This is a genomic window from Bacillus sp. UNC41MFS5 (genome assembly GCF_000686805.1).
Map to the genome: position 1 here is coordinate 154574 of NZ_JMLP01000012.1, position 14066 is coordinate 168639.

The window sequence follows — 14066 nt, forward strand, 5'->3', positions numbered from 1 at the left end:
AACACCGCCTGGTTCTTTCCTATTCCACAATAGAACTCGGTACTTCTAAGATCAGTTTAGTTCCCTTCCTAGGTGAAGAGCTGATTAATAACTCTCCGCCTACCGAACGTGCTCGCTCATCCATACTAAACAAACCAACACCAAAGGTTTGATTCTTCACATCAAATCCCTTTCCTTTATCCTCAATCATAACTCGGATGACATCCTCTATTTCTCTAACAGAGACCGTCGCTTCATTAACTTCTGCATATTTCCGAATATTCGTGAGTGCTTCCTGAATAATCCTGTAAATCGTTAGTTCAATGCTGATGTCCAAGCGCCGATTTAACACGCATTCAAAATACACATCAATATTGTAATGGTCAGAATAACGGGTTAAAAACGACCGAATAGCTGGCACTAATCCTAAATCATCAAGTACGGAGGGCCGAAGTTCCCATGAGATCTCACGGATTTCTTCGATCAATTCGGTTGCTTCGGTTTGCATCTGTTCCAGTAGAGGATGGTCCATTTCGGCTAAGAGACGATTAATCGTAATCAAATGACTATACAGATTTTGTCCAATCCCATCGTGTAAATTACGTGACAAGCGTTTTCGTTCCTCTTCTTGAACATTAATGATAGTAGTCATCATTTTTTGAAGCTCTCGTTCGACTCGCTTTCGCTCGGTAATTTCATAACGAATCGCTAAGTATTGGTACGGCTTTCCCTTTTCATTTAAAAAAGGAACAATCGTTGTATCCATCCAATATAAGGTACCATCTTTTGCCCTATTGCAGATTTCACCTTTCCAAACTTCACCGGAACCGATTGTTTTCCACATTTTTCTGAAAAATTCTTTTGAATGGTACTGGGAATTAATAATTCGATGATCTTGCCCTAGGAGTTCTTCTCTGGAGTATTTCGAGATATGGCAAAATTGATCATTCACATATGTAATCATGCCCCGAGAATCGGTGATGGCTACAATCGAAGATTCATCAAGCGCAAACTTTATATCTACTAATTCCTGCATTGACTTTTTTAATTCTAACTCAAGATATGCGAAATTATTTGCAGGCTGGTCCATTTCCTTGTCCATTAGCTCCTCCCTGCATCTATCAAAGTATCTGTTCCGTCAATATTTTTTCTAAGTCTTGAGCAGCTTCCTTTACATACTGCTGATCAGTTTCAGTATACGTTTTCATTTTCCGATTACCAATAAGTAATACCCCTTTAGGTGCACTATGAAAAAACAATGGAACGGCATAAGTCGAAACAAGTTTTTCAGCAAGCATAATTGGGTGGTCCGTAATTTTTCCGATAATTCCCTTAGGAAAATCTGTAAGCATCATTGGACTTCCGCTTGAGATTATTTTTCCTGCGATGCCTTTTCCAAAACGGACAGTTATTCTTTTGTATTTTTCATTTAAATTGCCAGCAGCATAATGCCACTTAACATCTGGGCCCACTTCATTTTGCAGCGCCAGGGCAACAAATTCGCAATCAACTAAAGTCAACAGACTGTCGCAAACCTTCATTACTGCCGGACATCCCTCAATCTCTTTCATTCAAGAATTTCTCCTTAAATACCATAACCCAATAACCCTTTTCTTACGGCATATTCCACCAACTCAGGTCTGGTTTTCATCTGTAGTTTTTCCATCAACTTACCTTTGTGGGTTTCAACAGTTTTAACACTAAGCACCAGTTGTTCTGCGATTTCCTTATTGGAATATCCTTTCGCAATAAGAGTTAGCACTTCTTTCTCTCGATCGGATAAAAGATTGTACGTATCATTCCCATCTTGTTTTACGCTGCTCAAATATTCTTCCATCAACCTCTTCTGTGCAGAGGGATGCAAATAGGCATCTCCAACAGCAACTGATTCAATGGCTGACATTAATTCAGCATGTGGTGCACTTTTTAAGATACAGCCAGATGCTCCCCCTTGAATGGCACGAAAAAGGTACTCCTCATCATCATGCATTGTTAATATTAAAATATTCACTTGAGGCATTAACTTTTTCAATTCCATTGTCGCTGATAATCCGTCTTTTCCATGCGGCATGCTTAGATCCATGACCACAACATCAGGTTGTAACTTTAGCGCTTGTTTAATTCCTTCATTTCCTTCCGATGCTTCACCAATTACCTCCATTTCTGGATTCGTGTTTAACAGCATCTTAAGCCCCATTCTAACCACTGCATGGTCATCAACCAAAAGGATTTTTATCACTCTTAACTCTCCTTTAATCCCAGTTTAACGGAAGAGATATTTCTATGGACGTTCCTTCCCCTATTTTAGAGGAAATGTTGCACTGACCGCCAGTCAGAAGCATTCGCTCTTTCATTGCGGCAAGTCCAGATAATGGATTAAGGTACTTGTATTCCTCCGGTTGAAATCCTTTGCCAAAGTCATAAATGGTAATGGTCAATTCTTCCTCCGTCCAAATAAAATGAATGGTTATGTTGGAAGTATCTGCATACTTGGCAATATTGGCAAGTGCCTCCTGGCAGACTCGAAACACGGTAATACTATTTTTTTCAGATATCCATTTTTCTTCACCCGTTGTATCTAAGTCTACTAGGATTCCAAACGTTGATGTATATAACTTAAGATAACTCCTCATGGCTGGAAGTAAACCCAGGGTTGTCAGTGTCGGTGGATGTAATTCAACAGATAGGAGCCTAATTTCTTGAATGGTCTTTTCAATCAACTCCGACATTTCGCGGACATAATGTTTCATGTGTGGTTCTTTGGCACCTGATTTAATAAACTGTAAGCCTGTTAAGATACTATATAGATTTTGTCCGACACCTTCATGAAGTTCTAGGGCAATCCGTTTGATTTCTTCTTCTTGGGAATGAATTATATAAGAGCTAATCTGCTGTTTTGAACTTAAATCATCCATTTTGCCCCTCCAGTATTTTATTAAATTATATAAAGGCTCTGTTAAACTTGCCTGTTGATTTCCGCTCCAGGCGCTTCGCTTTCCGCGGGCGGTCCGGGGAGCCTCCTCGTCGCTGTGCTCCTGCGGGGTCTCCCCTGCCCCGTCCTCCCGCAGGAGTCTTCGCGCCTTCCACTCCAATCAACAGGGTGCCAAAATCAACAATAAGCTTCAACATAGCCTAAATAAAAAAGGCAGGTTCTTCTTAGAAAACCTGGACCTTTTTTATAGTATATGTTAAGCCGCTTTCTGAATCAAAAGCCTTCCATTGCCCTTCTGACTCTTTTACTTGTGAAGAAATCGGAACGGCAAGAAAATAAAAATCATCAAAATAAAAGCGGATATGAGTTCTATCTGGACAATACTGTATCTTTTTCACTAATTTCCTCACTGCGGGCGCTTGGTCTCCCCCCGAAGCATCTTGAATGGCTACCTCTACTGGCACACCAACAAACCGGTTCACTTCTTCTAGCTTAATGAGTTCCACAGCTGTTACATCCTCTCTTCACTGGATAGATGAACATCTTATACCCTTGCAGATACTCCCAAAACTTCTCATCGGCATTATCCTCGATGAATCGAATGGTTTCCTCTTCAGAACTCCAGTCACTCATACCTTTTATTTCTGCGATAACCATCTCAGCCCCATCAAGGTTTTTTTCCTCGAGAAACCAATTCAGGCGCTTTTTAGCAAAAGTAGTCTTTAATAACTCATCAATTTCAGCAGTAAAACCCCCTTCTTCTGGACGGACAAAACAAAAATCTATATAAGTCTCACTAGTCATTGACATTCACACCTTTTTTATAAATAAGGAATGCAACCGGAAATAAAATAACGTTGATGACCGCGGCTATAATCGTATTGGTATAATTTTCGTAGAAATATTGATGGACCATGTATTGAGTAAAGATAATGTTTAACATCAAAACTGCTAAAAGAAGGGCGACAGGCAAGTAACTACGCTTCATAACGTTTCACCCCCACGGCATAAACTACACCGTTTTCAACTTTTACATAAATTTCAGGAAGCGGACGGCGCGGTGGACCTGCGATTGGCGCACCCGTTTCCACATCAAATTTTCCGTGATGGCAAGGGCAAAGCATTTCTCCTTCATCCTTTTTCCAAAATACAGGGCATCTTAAGTGGGTACACGCATTTTGGTAGGCTACATATTTATTTTCAGATAATCGAATTAAGATTGCACTGTCATGTTCACCAGGAAAGGCAAAGTCAACTGCATCTCCTACAGGCAAAGAATTAACATTAGTAATTTTTTGCTTTGGATATTTTTTATCTCCTAATCCGGTTAATTCTTTTGCAGCTAATGCTCCCCAAGGAAGAGAGGAAACAGCAAATACTCCTGCTGCTCCAACTAATGTTTTCATAAAGCCTCGGCGGTCTAGTTTTCTTTCATTATTGCGGTTTATATTATGGGTATAATTATCTTCATTGAATGGGATTTTATTATTTTTTTCTATCATGTTCATCCCTCCTAAAACAGTTTCGTAACGCCTTGCAGAATACCAGGCAGGTTCACTTTTACATTTGTTTCGCCCTCTAAATAAGGCATACTTGTAACCCATTTTCCGTTATCTAGGTTAAATTGTTTTTGTTTCGCTTCTATCTCTTCATCTGTCAGCCATTGTAATGTATTCGATGGGCATACGCTCGCACACATTGGCGGAATGCCGTCCTTTGTCCGGTCGATACAAAGATCACACTTGTACATTAAATTTTGCTCTGTATCAAACTTTGGTATTCCATATGGACACGCAATGGTACAGTTTTGGCAGCCAATACACTTTTCCACTAGAGCCGAAAGCACGGCACCTGTTTCATGGATTTGAATGGCTTGGGCTGGACAACTTCTAGCACAAGCCGGATTTACGCAGTGCAGGCACATAAGAGGCATGGTTTGACGGTTAACAAGCGGGTTCACATCGTAAACATAGTTACGGTTACGTTCTTCATGACCGCCACACTGTGTACAAGCCGCCAAACATGAGCGGCACCCTATACAGTTTTCAAGTTCAAGATATAGCCTCTTTTTCATTTACTGCACCTTCTTCATTTCTAGTTTTTCAATCTGAGCGGCACACGCTTTAAATTCCGGCATCCGTGACATAGGGTCAAGCGCTGGAATAGTTAATAGATTAATAGATTTCTCGTGGCCAAAATGGTACGGAACAAATACGGTATCTTTTCGAATCGCTTCAGTGATTTTCACTTTATATTCAGCCTCACCTCTACGTGTAAAGAGGCGTACAAATTCTTCATGTTCAATATTATATTTTGCAGCTGTTTCTGGATGTACTTCTACATATGGCTCTGGGCACATATCCCGTAAAAACTGAATGCGGCGAGTTTGATTCCCAGAAAGATAATGGTAGACAACACGTCCGGTTGTTAAGCGTAACGGGTATTCCGCGCACGGCTCTTCAGCTGGCGGACGGTATGGTAAGGCACAGATTTTTGCTTTTCCATCTGGATGGTAGAATTTTTTATCTAAGAACATGTGTGGTGTTCCTGGATCGTTTTCATCTTTACATGGCCAGAACACACCATCTTGCTTGTCGATTTTATCCCATGTTGCTCCGTAATAGTCAGCATAACCGCCCTTAGACGCTAGACGGAATTCATCAGCGACATCCTTCGCCGTTTTCAAGTGGGAGAAATACTTGCCTCTGCCTAGGTACTCTGCTAACTCTGCTTGAATCTGCCAATCTGGCTTTGATTCACCAACTGGTTCTTGTGCTTTATTGATTTTAATAATCCGGCCTTCTAAATTGGTTACCGTTCCTTCATCCTCTGACCATGTAACGGTTGGAAGGATGACATCCGCAAATTCAGCTGATTCTGAAAGATAGAAGTCTGCACAAACCATAAAATCTAAGCCTTTTAACGCTTTGCGGACAAAGTTTAAGTTTGGTGCGGATACTGCTGGATTGGAGCAAAGCAAATACAAACCTCTGATTGTTTTTTCCTCCATAAGTTCGAACATTTCATAGGCAGAAACACCAGGCTGCGGCATTTCTTCAGGTGTAATTCCCCAAACCTTACATACTTCTTCCACATGCTTCGGATTGGTAATTTTTCGATACCCTGGAAGCAAATCGGATTTTTGACCATGCTCACGTCCGCCTTGACCGTTTCCTTGCCCAGTAAATGTTGCCACTCCTGCTTTAGGACGGCCAATTTTTCCTGTAACTAAAGCCATGTTCGTGTATGCAGAAACGTTATCCACACCTTTATGCTGCTGTTCAATCCCACGTGCAAACATGACAATAGCATTCGGTGCTTTTCCGTAAATTTCTGCGGCTCGGATGATTTTTTCTGGAGCCACTCCGGTCAGTTCACTTGTATATTCTGGTGTAAATTCTTTCACCAATTCTTTTGTTTCTTCAAAGCCATTCGTATGATTATTAACGAATTCTTCATCCGCATAGCCGTTTTGAATAAGTAAGTTTAGAATACCATTAGCTAATGCAAGGTCTGTTCCAGGACGTAAATCCAAGTGAACATCCGCTCTTCTTGCAATTGGGGTTTCACGTGGGTCAGCTACAATTAAGTAACCTCCTCTTTCCTGGACAGCCCATATTCTGAACATCGAAGTTGGGTGACACTCAGCAGTATTGCTTCCAGCGATGAACAAGCAATCTGTTTCATGGAGATCTGTCCATGGTAGAGTTGAACCACGGTCAACGCCAAAAGAGCGAAGGAACCCGCCTGCTGCACTTGACATACAGAAGCGTCCGTTATAATCAATGTAGCGTGTTTGCAATCCAACCCTGGCAAACTTCCCTGTCAAATAACATTTTTCATTTGTCATCGATACACCACTGAATACTGACAATGTATCTTTTCCGTAATTATTTTGAAGGTCGGCAAACTTTTTAGCAATTAAGCTGTAGGCCTCATCCCAGCTTGCTTCACGAAATCCTTCTTTTGTACCCTTAAGTGATGCATCATCGCGGATTAATGGTTTTAGGATCCGATCATCATGGTTTGTTTGCTGGTATGCAGTAACCCCTTTAGGGCACATTTTTCCAACGTTTACGGGCCAATCATACCTTGGTTCCACCCCGATGATTTTATTTGTTTTTGTATTAACACGCAGGTTCATTCCACATTGCATTCCACAATAACTACAATGAGTTTTTACGAGCGTTTCATTTGGATGACGAAGATTTTCTATTTCTTTAAAAAATTTATCCCTTTGCATTCTGGTTTGCCTCCTTGACCTTAACTTGATGTGTTGCGAAGCCTGAGAATCTTGAGATTCTATATTTTCTGCGACATGGCAGACATAGTTCTGCAAGATTAAAACCATCCTGCATGTTAAATTCCATTTCATTGACACCTAAAACTTGAATAACATCATTCGATTGTTCCACTGATACAAAATGGTCTCCGCATACTTTACATTCCTTCATATGTTGTTCTCCATAATGTTCACGGTAATTTCTTGCAAATACACTCATTGGACGGAAAGGAATATGAGCAAGCTTTCCGAATGGCAGGTAAATGAGTGTAACAATAACTGAAAATTGATGAATCAGTGACATTTGCGACTGCATCCAGCCATGTAGGAATACGTTTTGAACTGTTAATAAAAGTCCAGTAACGGAAATAAACAATAATAGATAAAGCGGTAAGAAATCGTACATAAACTTCTGTTCGGCTCTGGCTTGCATGTTTTTTAAGCGGCGGTTTAGAGCCATACATACTCCTGATGTAACCATGATTGCAGCAATATTAAGTGCGTTATAGGATAACCAAGCGATGATTCCATCCGCTTTCACGTTCATTACATTCATTCCAAATAACACGATGGTATAGTAGCCATTCTCTTCCATCGTAAAATACATCCAGCTGAACACTAGCGGGAAGGTTACCAAGCACGCAAGGACACAGCCCCAACCGATTAAAATGTGCTGCACCCAGCGGTACATGCCACGATTCCGGATGAAATCATAAATGGCTAAATGATTTACAGCCGTTTTAGGTGTGCTTTTCCGAAACAATAGCTTTAAGCCTTTTTTGATAAAAATTTTGGTAGGCGGTCTTTCTCCCCAAGCAATAAAGCGGTAAAAAAATCCTCCAATAAATACAATGGTACCTACCATATATCCGTATAGATTTAAGTCAACATGTGTAAACATTCTTGTACCGATAAACGTTAAAATGGCAAGTCCGACAACTGTCAGAAACATCGATTTAGCAAAATGAGATGCAAACGCACCATTGACCGAGCGCTCTTGTTTTTTAGTTATTGTAATATTAGCTTCCATTGGAGTTCCTCCTAAATAAAAATAACACTACCGTTTTTTCATACTCTCATTGTAAGAAAAACGGCAGTGTTATAAATATCAGGGAGTTCCCCCATTATGGGGGAAAAAAACCCCTAGAAACGTTATTTTAGACAAATGTCTGTCACATTTAGTTTTGGAGCATATTTTGAGTGTATTTTTTTCTCCAAGAATATAGTAGCAGTAATAAACCGATAAGTATTTGCAAAGTAAACAGGACGGAATCCCAGAATAGAAAAGAAGTCGGACCTTCAGAAAACCCGGGAAAAACTTTTTGCCATACAAAGAATACCTGCGGGATATAAAAGAATGTATAAATTAATACTGTCAGTATGACTCCGACTAAATAAAAGCTTGAATATAAAAAAATAGTCTTTCTTTCTCCCTCAAAAACAACCTCATTCATTGATGGCGATTTTAAGAATGGCAGTTTCTCTCTTATCAATCCCTGTGCATTTTCCATTAAGTTGTAGCAGCCAGTTACATTTTCAAGAACGAAATATAAATCCGTCTTCATATAAATAAAGCATTGATAAACCATGCGAATGAATACGTCGAAAACCACAACGTTCATTATACGCAGAAAAATCTCTGATCGACTGGAAAAAACTAATTGACTAAGCAATGCAATTGAAAGGATAAATGTATCAAAGCAAAGACCTGCGAGGAATAAAACATTCCGATTTTTCGAGGAAAGTTTCCAAACCAATGACATATCTGTTTCAAGGACAACTAGAATTAACCGGTGCCCCACTTCCAATTTCGTAGGGAGATTTTGAGCTCTCATCGCTAAAATATGACCAAACTCATGTATGAGGACAAGTATCATGGTTACCCCTATCCAAATTGGAATATTCAACACCATCAAATCAAAGATAAATATATCTTTATACTGTGGAATGAATGATGGTTTAATGATGAAAAGGAGCACATTGACGAGGAATGAAGTTGAATAAATATAGAAGGCAGCTTTATTAAAAAAGAATTTCCCCAGTTTTGGTGAAATCCATAAAAAGCCCAGGTCTTTCTTTTTCTTTTCCTTCATGTCAACTTTTACACCATCAACTTCATCTATCAAGTTCATGATTAGTAATTGATTGGCAAAATCGAGGATATCTACTTCCTCATTAGGGTATTTATCCCTAAGAATCAGTTCAATTTCCTCTAACGACCCTCCGTTGTTTATTAAATGGATTGCATCAATACAAACCTTCGGCATCTCATAAAACTCACCTAATGCATAATCTTCAACGATAAAATGTTTTTTATCCATGCTAATATTAATTGGGACCAACAAAAGACGTGAATGAAGTGTAAGTTTCATGTTAACACCCTTTAGCTTGTTTTTTATCATTAAGAAAGGATGCTTAGCTTTTCGCTAGCATCCTTTTTTTCAACCTTTCCAACCAGGGACAAATTGACACCACCAGCAAGTTGTTCTTACCTTTTTTAGCTTACGGATTTTCATAAATCCACCTCCCTAGGTAATTCACTTTCTTTCAACCATGGATATTTTTCGTGGAACTTAATCCATGCTGGAAATACCTTCTTAAATTCTTCCACTAAGGTTGGGTCAAATTGCGTACCATTCCCTTCAAGGATACGCTGATATGCTACTTCTACCGGCATTGCAGATCGATATGATCTTGAAGATGTCATCGCATCAAACGCATCCGCTACAGCGGTAACCCTTGCAAGTAATGGGATTTCCTCTCCCACTAAGTGGTCCGGATACCCTTTTCCATCCCAGCGCTCGTGATGTGAACGGATTACACAAATACTATCCCTTATTCCCTCCACATCCTTAACTGCTTCAGCACCTACAGTAGGATGAGTTTTAATAATTTCAAATTCTTCTTTTGTGAGTTTCCCAGGTTTCATTAAAATTGAATCATGGATATGGATTTTACCAATATCATGTAATAAGCATGCATAATAAAAAGATTTTTGTTCCTTTAATGAAAAGATACCGATTTGTTTTGCTAATAATATTGCATAGCTTGCTACACGTTCACTATGTCCTCTTGTGTATGGGTCCTTCAATTCAAGCGTAGCAATTACACCTTTTACGATACCTTCTAATTGTTTGTCGTATGAATTACTTATTGCTTTTACGTATCCCTGAAAACGAACTAATAAAAAAAATGCCATGATTGACAGTACAGCTATCAAAATAATTGGGATGATAACATAAGAAGTTTTTAGGATTATACCAACAAATAAATACCTTGCCGTAACACCCAAACTTACTAGCCAAAAATAACGTCGATTAAGGAAAAGAGGAAGTGATAAAAGTAAAAACACCTCTATTAAATTCCCACTTTTGTAGGACTCTCCCCTTCCGTAGAAGGATAAAATATCCACAATAAAAGTAACCGATATGTAACTTATAAAAAATACGTATTTTATTGAAGCTTGCTTATTACGCTTATTTAAATAATAAGCTACAGGAATTAATATCGTTAAAAGGATATAGGTTAAATAAAAAAATTTACTAGGCGGGCCCACTGCTTCATGTTCAATGAAGGCTGGAAAAAGATAGTAATAAAAAAAATCATAGGATATAAGAATTATATAAAAAAATAGTAGGAACCATTTAACAGTTCTTATTTCTTCCTTAGGTAACATAAAGTCCTCCACGTACATATCACATAGTACTTAACAAAAAGTACATTAGAAATGGAAATATAATATATTATTTAATCGATGAAAGGAAAAGACAAAATCTATTAACTTTCAATATTCCTCTACATTATATATCATTCATAATACCCTTGTAACATGTTATTTTGAGGAATTTTGTATAATTGTAGAACTATATATCTATTTGTTTGATTGGTAAAGATACAATTACCCGTGTACCTTTGTTAATCCTGCTTTCTATTTTCAGCTCACCTTTATGATCCTTAATGATTTGATTCGTAACCATTAAACCTAAACCTGTTCCATCTGTTTTTGTCGTAAAAAATGGTTCACCAAGATTTAGAATGTTCTCTTCTGTAATTCCATCCCCTTCATCTTGAATAGAAACAACCATTTTCTGTTTCTCTACTACTTGAACACGTATTTCTATCCTGCCGCCCTCAGGCATGGATTCGATTGCATTCTTAATCAAATTGATAAACACTTGCTTTAGTTGTTTTTCATCACAATCAACAGGAGGTAATGGCCCTGCCATTATTGTCTCTACCGTAACTCCTTGTCTCTCCGCTTGTTGTTGTGTAATCGATAAAGTATATGCAACCACTTCTTCAATACTAGCTTTTTCGAATTTAATGACTCTGGGTTTACCTAGATACATCAAATCATGTACGATTGTATTAATCCGATCAATTTCCTGAATCATAATTGGATAAAAATCGTTTGTGTTTGGGTATCGTTCTTGCTGCAATTGTGTAAAGCCTCGTAATGAAGATAAAGGGTTTCGGATTTCATGTCCAATAGCCGCAGCCATTTGACCAATGACAGCAAGCTTTTCTTTTTGACGAAGCTCATCGTAAACCGTTGTTAAGGAATTAATATAAGAATAAAAACGGATTAATAAAATATACGCTAATACTGAAATAGTTAGATAGATAAGGACTGGTATTAAAACATTAAGGTCTTCTAATATCAATCCTAATAGTAAATCCTTACCAATTAGACCTATGGACACTGTCCAAAAGTACCTTTTATTCACAAAAATCGGAGTATAGAGAATTAATAAAACTTCGACTATATTTCCTGTTGCAAAATGTTCTGTAGTCCCAATATACCTCACTAGATTGTCTATAATATCAATAATTAGAAAACTAGAAATGTATAAATATTTTACAATATAGATGTTACCTACTTTTATATAATAAATAGCTAGAATTAAAACTCCTACTAATATTAGGTACATCCATAATCCTAGCCCACCTCTTATTTCCCTATGTGATGCTCCATTGAAATATAGACGAAAATAATAATAGAAAATATCCCAAGAAAAAAATATGAAATTAAATAACCAGATAAATAGTATGATTGCCTTCCGTTCTTCAAAAATAAGCTTTGGATTCTTGATGCCTTCTTTCATGATGTAGTTTCTCCCCTAATCTAATCTTCAAAAAGTAAGTAATAAAAATCCTGCTTCTATTTTATCATCTTTCTTTCACTTAATTGACATCAATTTTGTAAAATCGATGAATTTCGACACATTTCGATACAATCCACAAAAAAAAGGACTTACTCGTGGTAAGCCCTTCTACTTTTATCTCTTAGCTAACTTTTTTCATTTGTTCAACAGTATTATTTAAGGTTGAATGTTTGCGGCCATATCCAAAATAGACGCATAATCCAATCACAAGCCACACTCCAAAACTAATCCATGTTGTTTTTGGTAACTGAAGCGCTAAGTATCCACAGAATACAAAAGCTAGAATCGGAATATATGGTACAAATGGAACACGGAATCCAGTCTTTGGTGCTTGCTTGTTTTTACGGAGAAATAGAATTCCTACTGCCACCGTCATAAAGGCAAATAACGTTCCGATGTTTGTTAACTCTGCCAGTTTATTCAACGGAATGAATCCAGCAAAAATCGAAACTAGTAAACAAGTAATCCATGAATTCGCCATTGGTGTCTGCTTCTTCTTATCAACCTTAGAAAATACTTTTGGTAAGAGGCCATCACGGCTGATTGCATAGAATAAACGAGATTGTCCATAAAGCATAACCAATAATACAGTGGTGATACCTGCAATCGCACCTAATGAAATAAAACCTGCTACCCAATCCTGATGAATATAATTAAGTGCAAATGCAACAGGATTTTTCACACCTAATTCTTGATAAGGAACAATACCAGTTAAAATTCCAGAAACAATGATATATAGCACGGTACAAACTAGTAAGGATGCAATAATACCAATTGGCATATTCTTTTGCGGATTTTTTACTTCTTCAGCTGCAGTAGCTACAGCATCAAAACCAATATAAGCAAAAAATACGGTTGCTGCACCAGCTGTAACACCTGAGAAACCAAATGGCATAAATGGTGTCCAGTTTGCAGGCTTTACATACCAAGCACCTACACCAATAAACAATAACACTACTGCCAGTTTAATAATTACCATAATCGTATTAAATCGAGCGGATTTCTTAACACCCTGTGTAAGTAGTAATGTAAGAATTAGTACGATTAGGATGGCCGGGACATCAATAAATGTCCCGTTTGCTGGATCATACGCACTAGTTAATGCTTTAGGAAAATGAATACCAAACCCTTCGAGCAATCCTTGTAAATAGCCGGACCATCCACTTGCAACCGCAGAGCAAGCTAATCCATATTCTAAGATTAAATCCCATCCCAATATCCAGGCAATGAGCTCACCAAATGTTGCGTAACTATAGGTATATGCACTTCCCGATACTGGAACCGCAGAAGCAAATTCCGCATAACAAAGGGCGGCAAAGACACAAGCTAGTCCAGATAGGATAAAAGATAAAATAAGTGCTGGCCCTGCATGTTCTGCGGCAGCAACCCCTGTTAGTACAAATATTCCTGTTCCTATACTAGCCCCAATTCCAAGCATGGATAATTCAAATGCCCCTAAATCTTTCTTTAAGACTACATCTTTTTGTCCAGCTTCTTGAATGAGGTCCTGAATTGATTTTTTTCTAAATAAATTCATTAGCTAAACCTCCATTATTTATGTCGGAATGTTCTGAAAAAATACCCCGCATAAAATTGTATAAAGAAATTAAAAAATTATATATCGAAATAATATAATTAATTTCGTAAAAAAGCAATATTTTTTGAAAAATATAATTATTTGAAAATAATACCATGGAAAATACAGTGA

At 38.0% G+C, this 14066-nt stretch carries 16 protein-coding genes; all 16 read right to left on the minus strand.

The features are described 5' to 3' along the window. Window positions 1-19: 19 nt before the first annotated feature. Entirely contained in the window at window positions 20-1081 is a 1062-nt protein-coding gene (locus BR30_RS0107490; RefSeq protein WP_051633506.1) for a PAS domain-containing sensor histidine kinase, read from the minus strand. 19 nt (window positions 1082-1100) lie between these two features. Beyond that, on the minus strand, window positions 1101-1550 hold the full coding sequence (locus tag BR30_RS0107495) for a GAF domain-containing protein (protein ID WP_026564478.1): 450 nt from the start codon (window positions 1548-1550) through the stop codon (window positions 1101-1103). 14 nt (window positions 1551-1564) lie between these two features. Further along, a complete protein-coding gene (locus tag BR30_RS0107500; protein WP_026564479.1) occupies window positions 1565-2218 on the minus strand; it encodes a response regulator in 654 nt (217 codons plus the stop codon). A 13-nt stretch (window positions 2219-2231) separates the two neighbouring features. Further along, on the minus strand, window positions 2232-2894 hold the full coding sequence (locus tag BR30_RS0107505) for a sensor histidine kinase (protein ID WP_026564480.1): 663 nt from the start codon (window positions 2892-2894) through the stop codon (window positions 2232-2234). Window positions 2895-2919: 25 nt separating this feature from the next. Further along, a complete protein-coding gene (locus tag BR30_RS37710; RefSeq protein WP_155928472.1) occupies window positions 2920-3108 on the minus strand; it encodes a hypothetical protein in 189 nt (62 codons plus the stop codon). Between the two features lie 27 nt (window positions 3109-3135). After that, a complete protein-coding gene (locus BR30_RS0107510) occupies window positions 3136-3417 on the minus strand; it encodes a hypothetical protein (protein ID WP_026564481.1) in 282 nt (93 codons plus the stop codon). Next, window positions 3404-3715, minus strand: a complete 312-nt coding sequence (locus BR30_RS0107515) for a hypothetical protein (protein ID WP_026564482.1) — start codon at window positions 3713-3715, stop codon at window positions 3404-3406. Before BR30_RS0107515 ends, BR30_RS0107510 begins: the two co-directional genes overlap by 14 nt. Continuing rightward, window positions 3708-3899, minus strand: a complete 192-nt coding sequence (locus BR30_RS0107520) for a hypothetical protein (protein WP_026564483.1) — start codon at window positions 3897-3899, stop codon at window positions 3708-3710. The genes BR30_RS0107515 and BR30_RS0107520 overlap by 8 nt, the downstream gene beginning before the upstream one ends. Then, window positions 3889-4413 (minus strand): Rieske 2Fe-2S domain-containing protein, encoded by a 525-nt coding sequence (locus tag BR30_RS0107525; protein ID WP_026564484.1) that lies wholly within the window; start codon window positions 4411-4413, stop codon window positions 3889-3891. The genes BR30_RS0107520 and BR30_RS0107525 overlap by 11 nt, the downstream gene beginning before the upstream one ends. A gap of 11 nt (window positions 4414-4424) precedes the next feature. Next, window positions 4425-4985 (minus strand): 4Fe-4S dicluster domain-containing protein, encoded by a 561-nt coding sequence (locus BR30_RS0107530; RefSeq protein ID WP_007086371.1) that lies wholly within the window; start codon window positions 4983-4985, stop codon window positions 4425-4427. Next, window positions 4986-7154 (minus strand): molybdopterin oxidoreductase family protein, encoded by a 2169-nt coding sequence (locus BR30_RS0107535; RefSeq protein ID WP_026564485.1) that lies wholly within the window; start codon window positions 7152-7154, stop codon window positions 4986-4988. It lies immediately after the preceding gene. Further along, window positions 7141-8223 (minus strand): membrane protein, encoded by a 1083-nt coding sequence (locus BR30_RS0107540; protein ID WP_035445199.1) that lies wholly within the window; start codon window positions 8221-8223, stop codon window positions 7141-7143. The genes BR30_RS0107535 and BR30_RS0107540 overlap by 14 nt, the downstream gene beginning before the upstream one ends. A gap of 148 nt (window positions 8224-8371) precedes the next feature. Next, a complete protein-coding gene (locus BR30_RS0107545; protein WP_026564487.1) occupies window positions 8372-9565 on the minus strand; it encodes a hypothetical protein in 1194 nt (397 codons plus the stop codon). Between the two features lie 140 nt (window positions 9566-9705). After that, on the minus strand, window positions 9706-10887 hold the full coding sequence (locus BR30_RS0107550; protein WP_035445201.1) for an HD-GYP domain-containing protein: 1182 nt from the start codon (window positions 10885-10887) through the stop codon (window positions 9706-9708). Between the two features lie 169 nt (window positions 10888-11056). After that, window positions 11057-12298 carry an ATP-binding protein gene (locus tag BR30_RS0107555; protein WP_026564489.1) on the minus strand — a complete coding sequence of 414 codons (1242 nt, stop codon included), beginning with the start codon at window positions 12296-12298 and terminating at the stop codon, window positions 11057-11059. A 181-nt stretch (window positions 12299-12479) separates the two neighbouring features. Then, complete coding sequence (locus BR30_RS0107560) at window positions 12480-13895, minus strand: branched-chain amino acid transporter BcaP (RefSeq protein WP_026564490.1); 1416 nt, start codon at window positions 13893-13895, stop codon at window positions 12480-12482. Window positions 13896-14066 lie beyond the last annotated feature (171 nt).

What these genes read in the sequence shown, in the direction of transcription:
- BR30_RS0107490 (WP_051633506.1), bottom strand. Translation starts at nt 1,081, where the DNA reads ATGGACAAGGAAATGGACCAGCCTGCAAATAATTTCGCATATCTTGAG.
- BR30_RS0107495 (WP_026564478.1), bottom strand. Translation starts at nt 1,550, where the DNA reads ATGAAAGAGATTGAGGGATGTCCGGCAGTAATGAAGGTTTGCGACAGT.
- BR30_RS0107505 (WP_026564480.1), bottom strand. Translation starts at nt 2,894, where the DNA reads ATGGATGATTTAAGTTCAAAACAGCAGATTAGCTCTTATATAATTCAT.
- BR30_RS37710 (WP_155928472.1), bottom strand. Translation starts at nt 3,108, where the DNA reads ATGTTGAAGCTTATTGTTGATTTTGGCACCCTGTTGATTGGAGTGGAA.
- BR30_RS0107515 (WP_026564482.1), bottom strand. Translation starts at nt 3,715, where the DNA reads ATGACTAGTGAGACTTATATAGATTTTTGTTTTGTCCGTCCAGAAGAA.
- BR30_RS0107520 (WP_026564483.1), bottom strand. Translation starts at nt 3,899, where the DNA reads ATGAAGCGTAGTTACTTGCCTGTCGCCCTTCTTTTAGCAGTTTTGATG.
- BR30_RS0107525 (WP_026564484.1), bottom strand. Translation starts at nt 4,413, where the DNA reads ATGATAGAAAAAAATAATAAAATCCCATTCAATGAAGATAATTATACC.
- BR30_RS0107530 (WP_007086371.1), bottom strand. Translation starts at nt 4,985, where the DNA reads ATGAAAAAGAGGCTATATCTTGAACTTGAAAACTGTATAGGGTGCCGC.
- BR30_RS0107535 (WP_026564485.1), bottom strand. Translation starts at nt 7,154, where the DNA reads ATGCAAAGGGATAAATTTTTTAAAGAAATAGAAAATCTTCGTCATCCA.
- BR30_RS0107540 (WP_035445199.1), bottom strand. Translation starts at nt 8,223, where the DNA reads ATGGAAGCTAATATTACAATAACTAAAAAACAAGAGCGCTCGGTCAAT.
- BR30_RS0107545 (WP_026564487.1), bottom strand. Translation starts at nt 9,565, where the DNA reads ATGAAACTTACACTTCATTCACGTCTTTTGTTGGTCCCAATTAATATT.
- BR30_RS0107550 (WP_035445201.1), bottom strand. Translation starts at nt 10,887, where the DNA reads ATGTACGTGGAGGACTTTATGTTACCTAAGGAAGAAATAAGAACTGTT.
- BR30_RS0107555 (WP_026564489.1), bottom strand. Translation starts at nt 12,298, where the DNA reads ATGAAAGAAGGCATCAAGAATCCAAAGCTTATTTTTGAAGAACGGAAG.
- BR30_RS0107560 (WP_026564490.1), bottom strand. Translation starts at nt 13,895, where the DNA reads ATGAATTTATTTAGAAAAAAATCAATTCAGGACCTCATTCAAGAAGCT.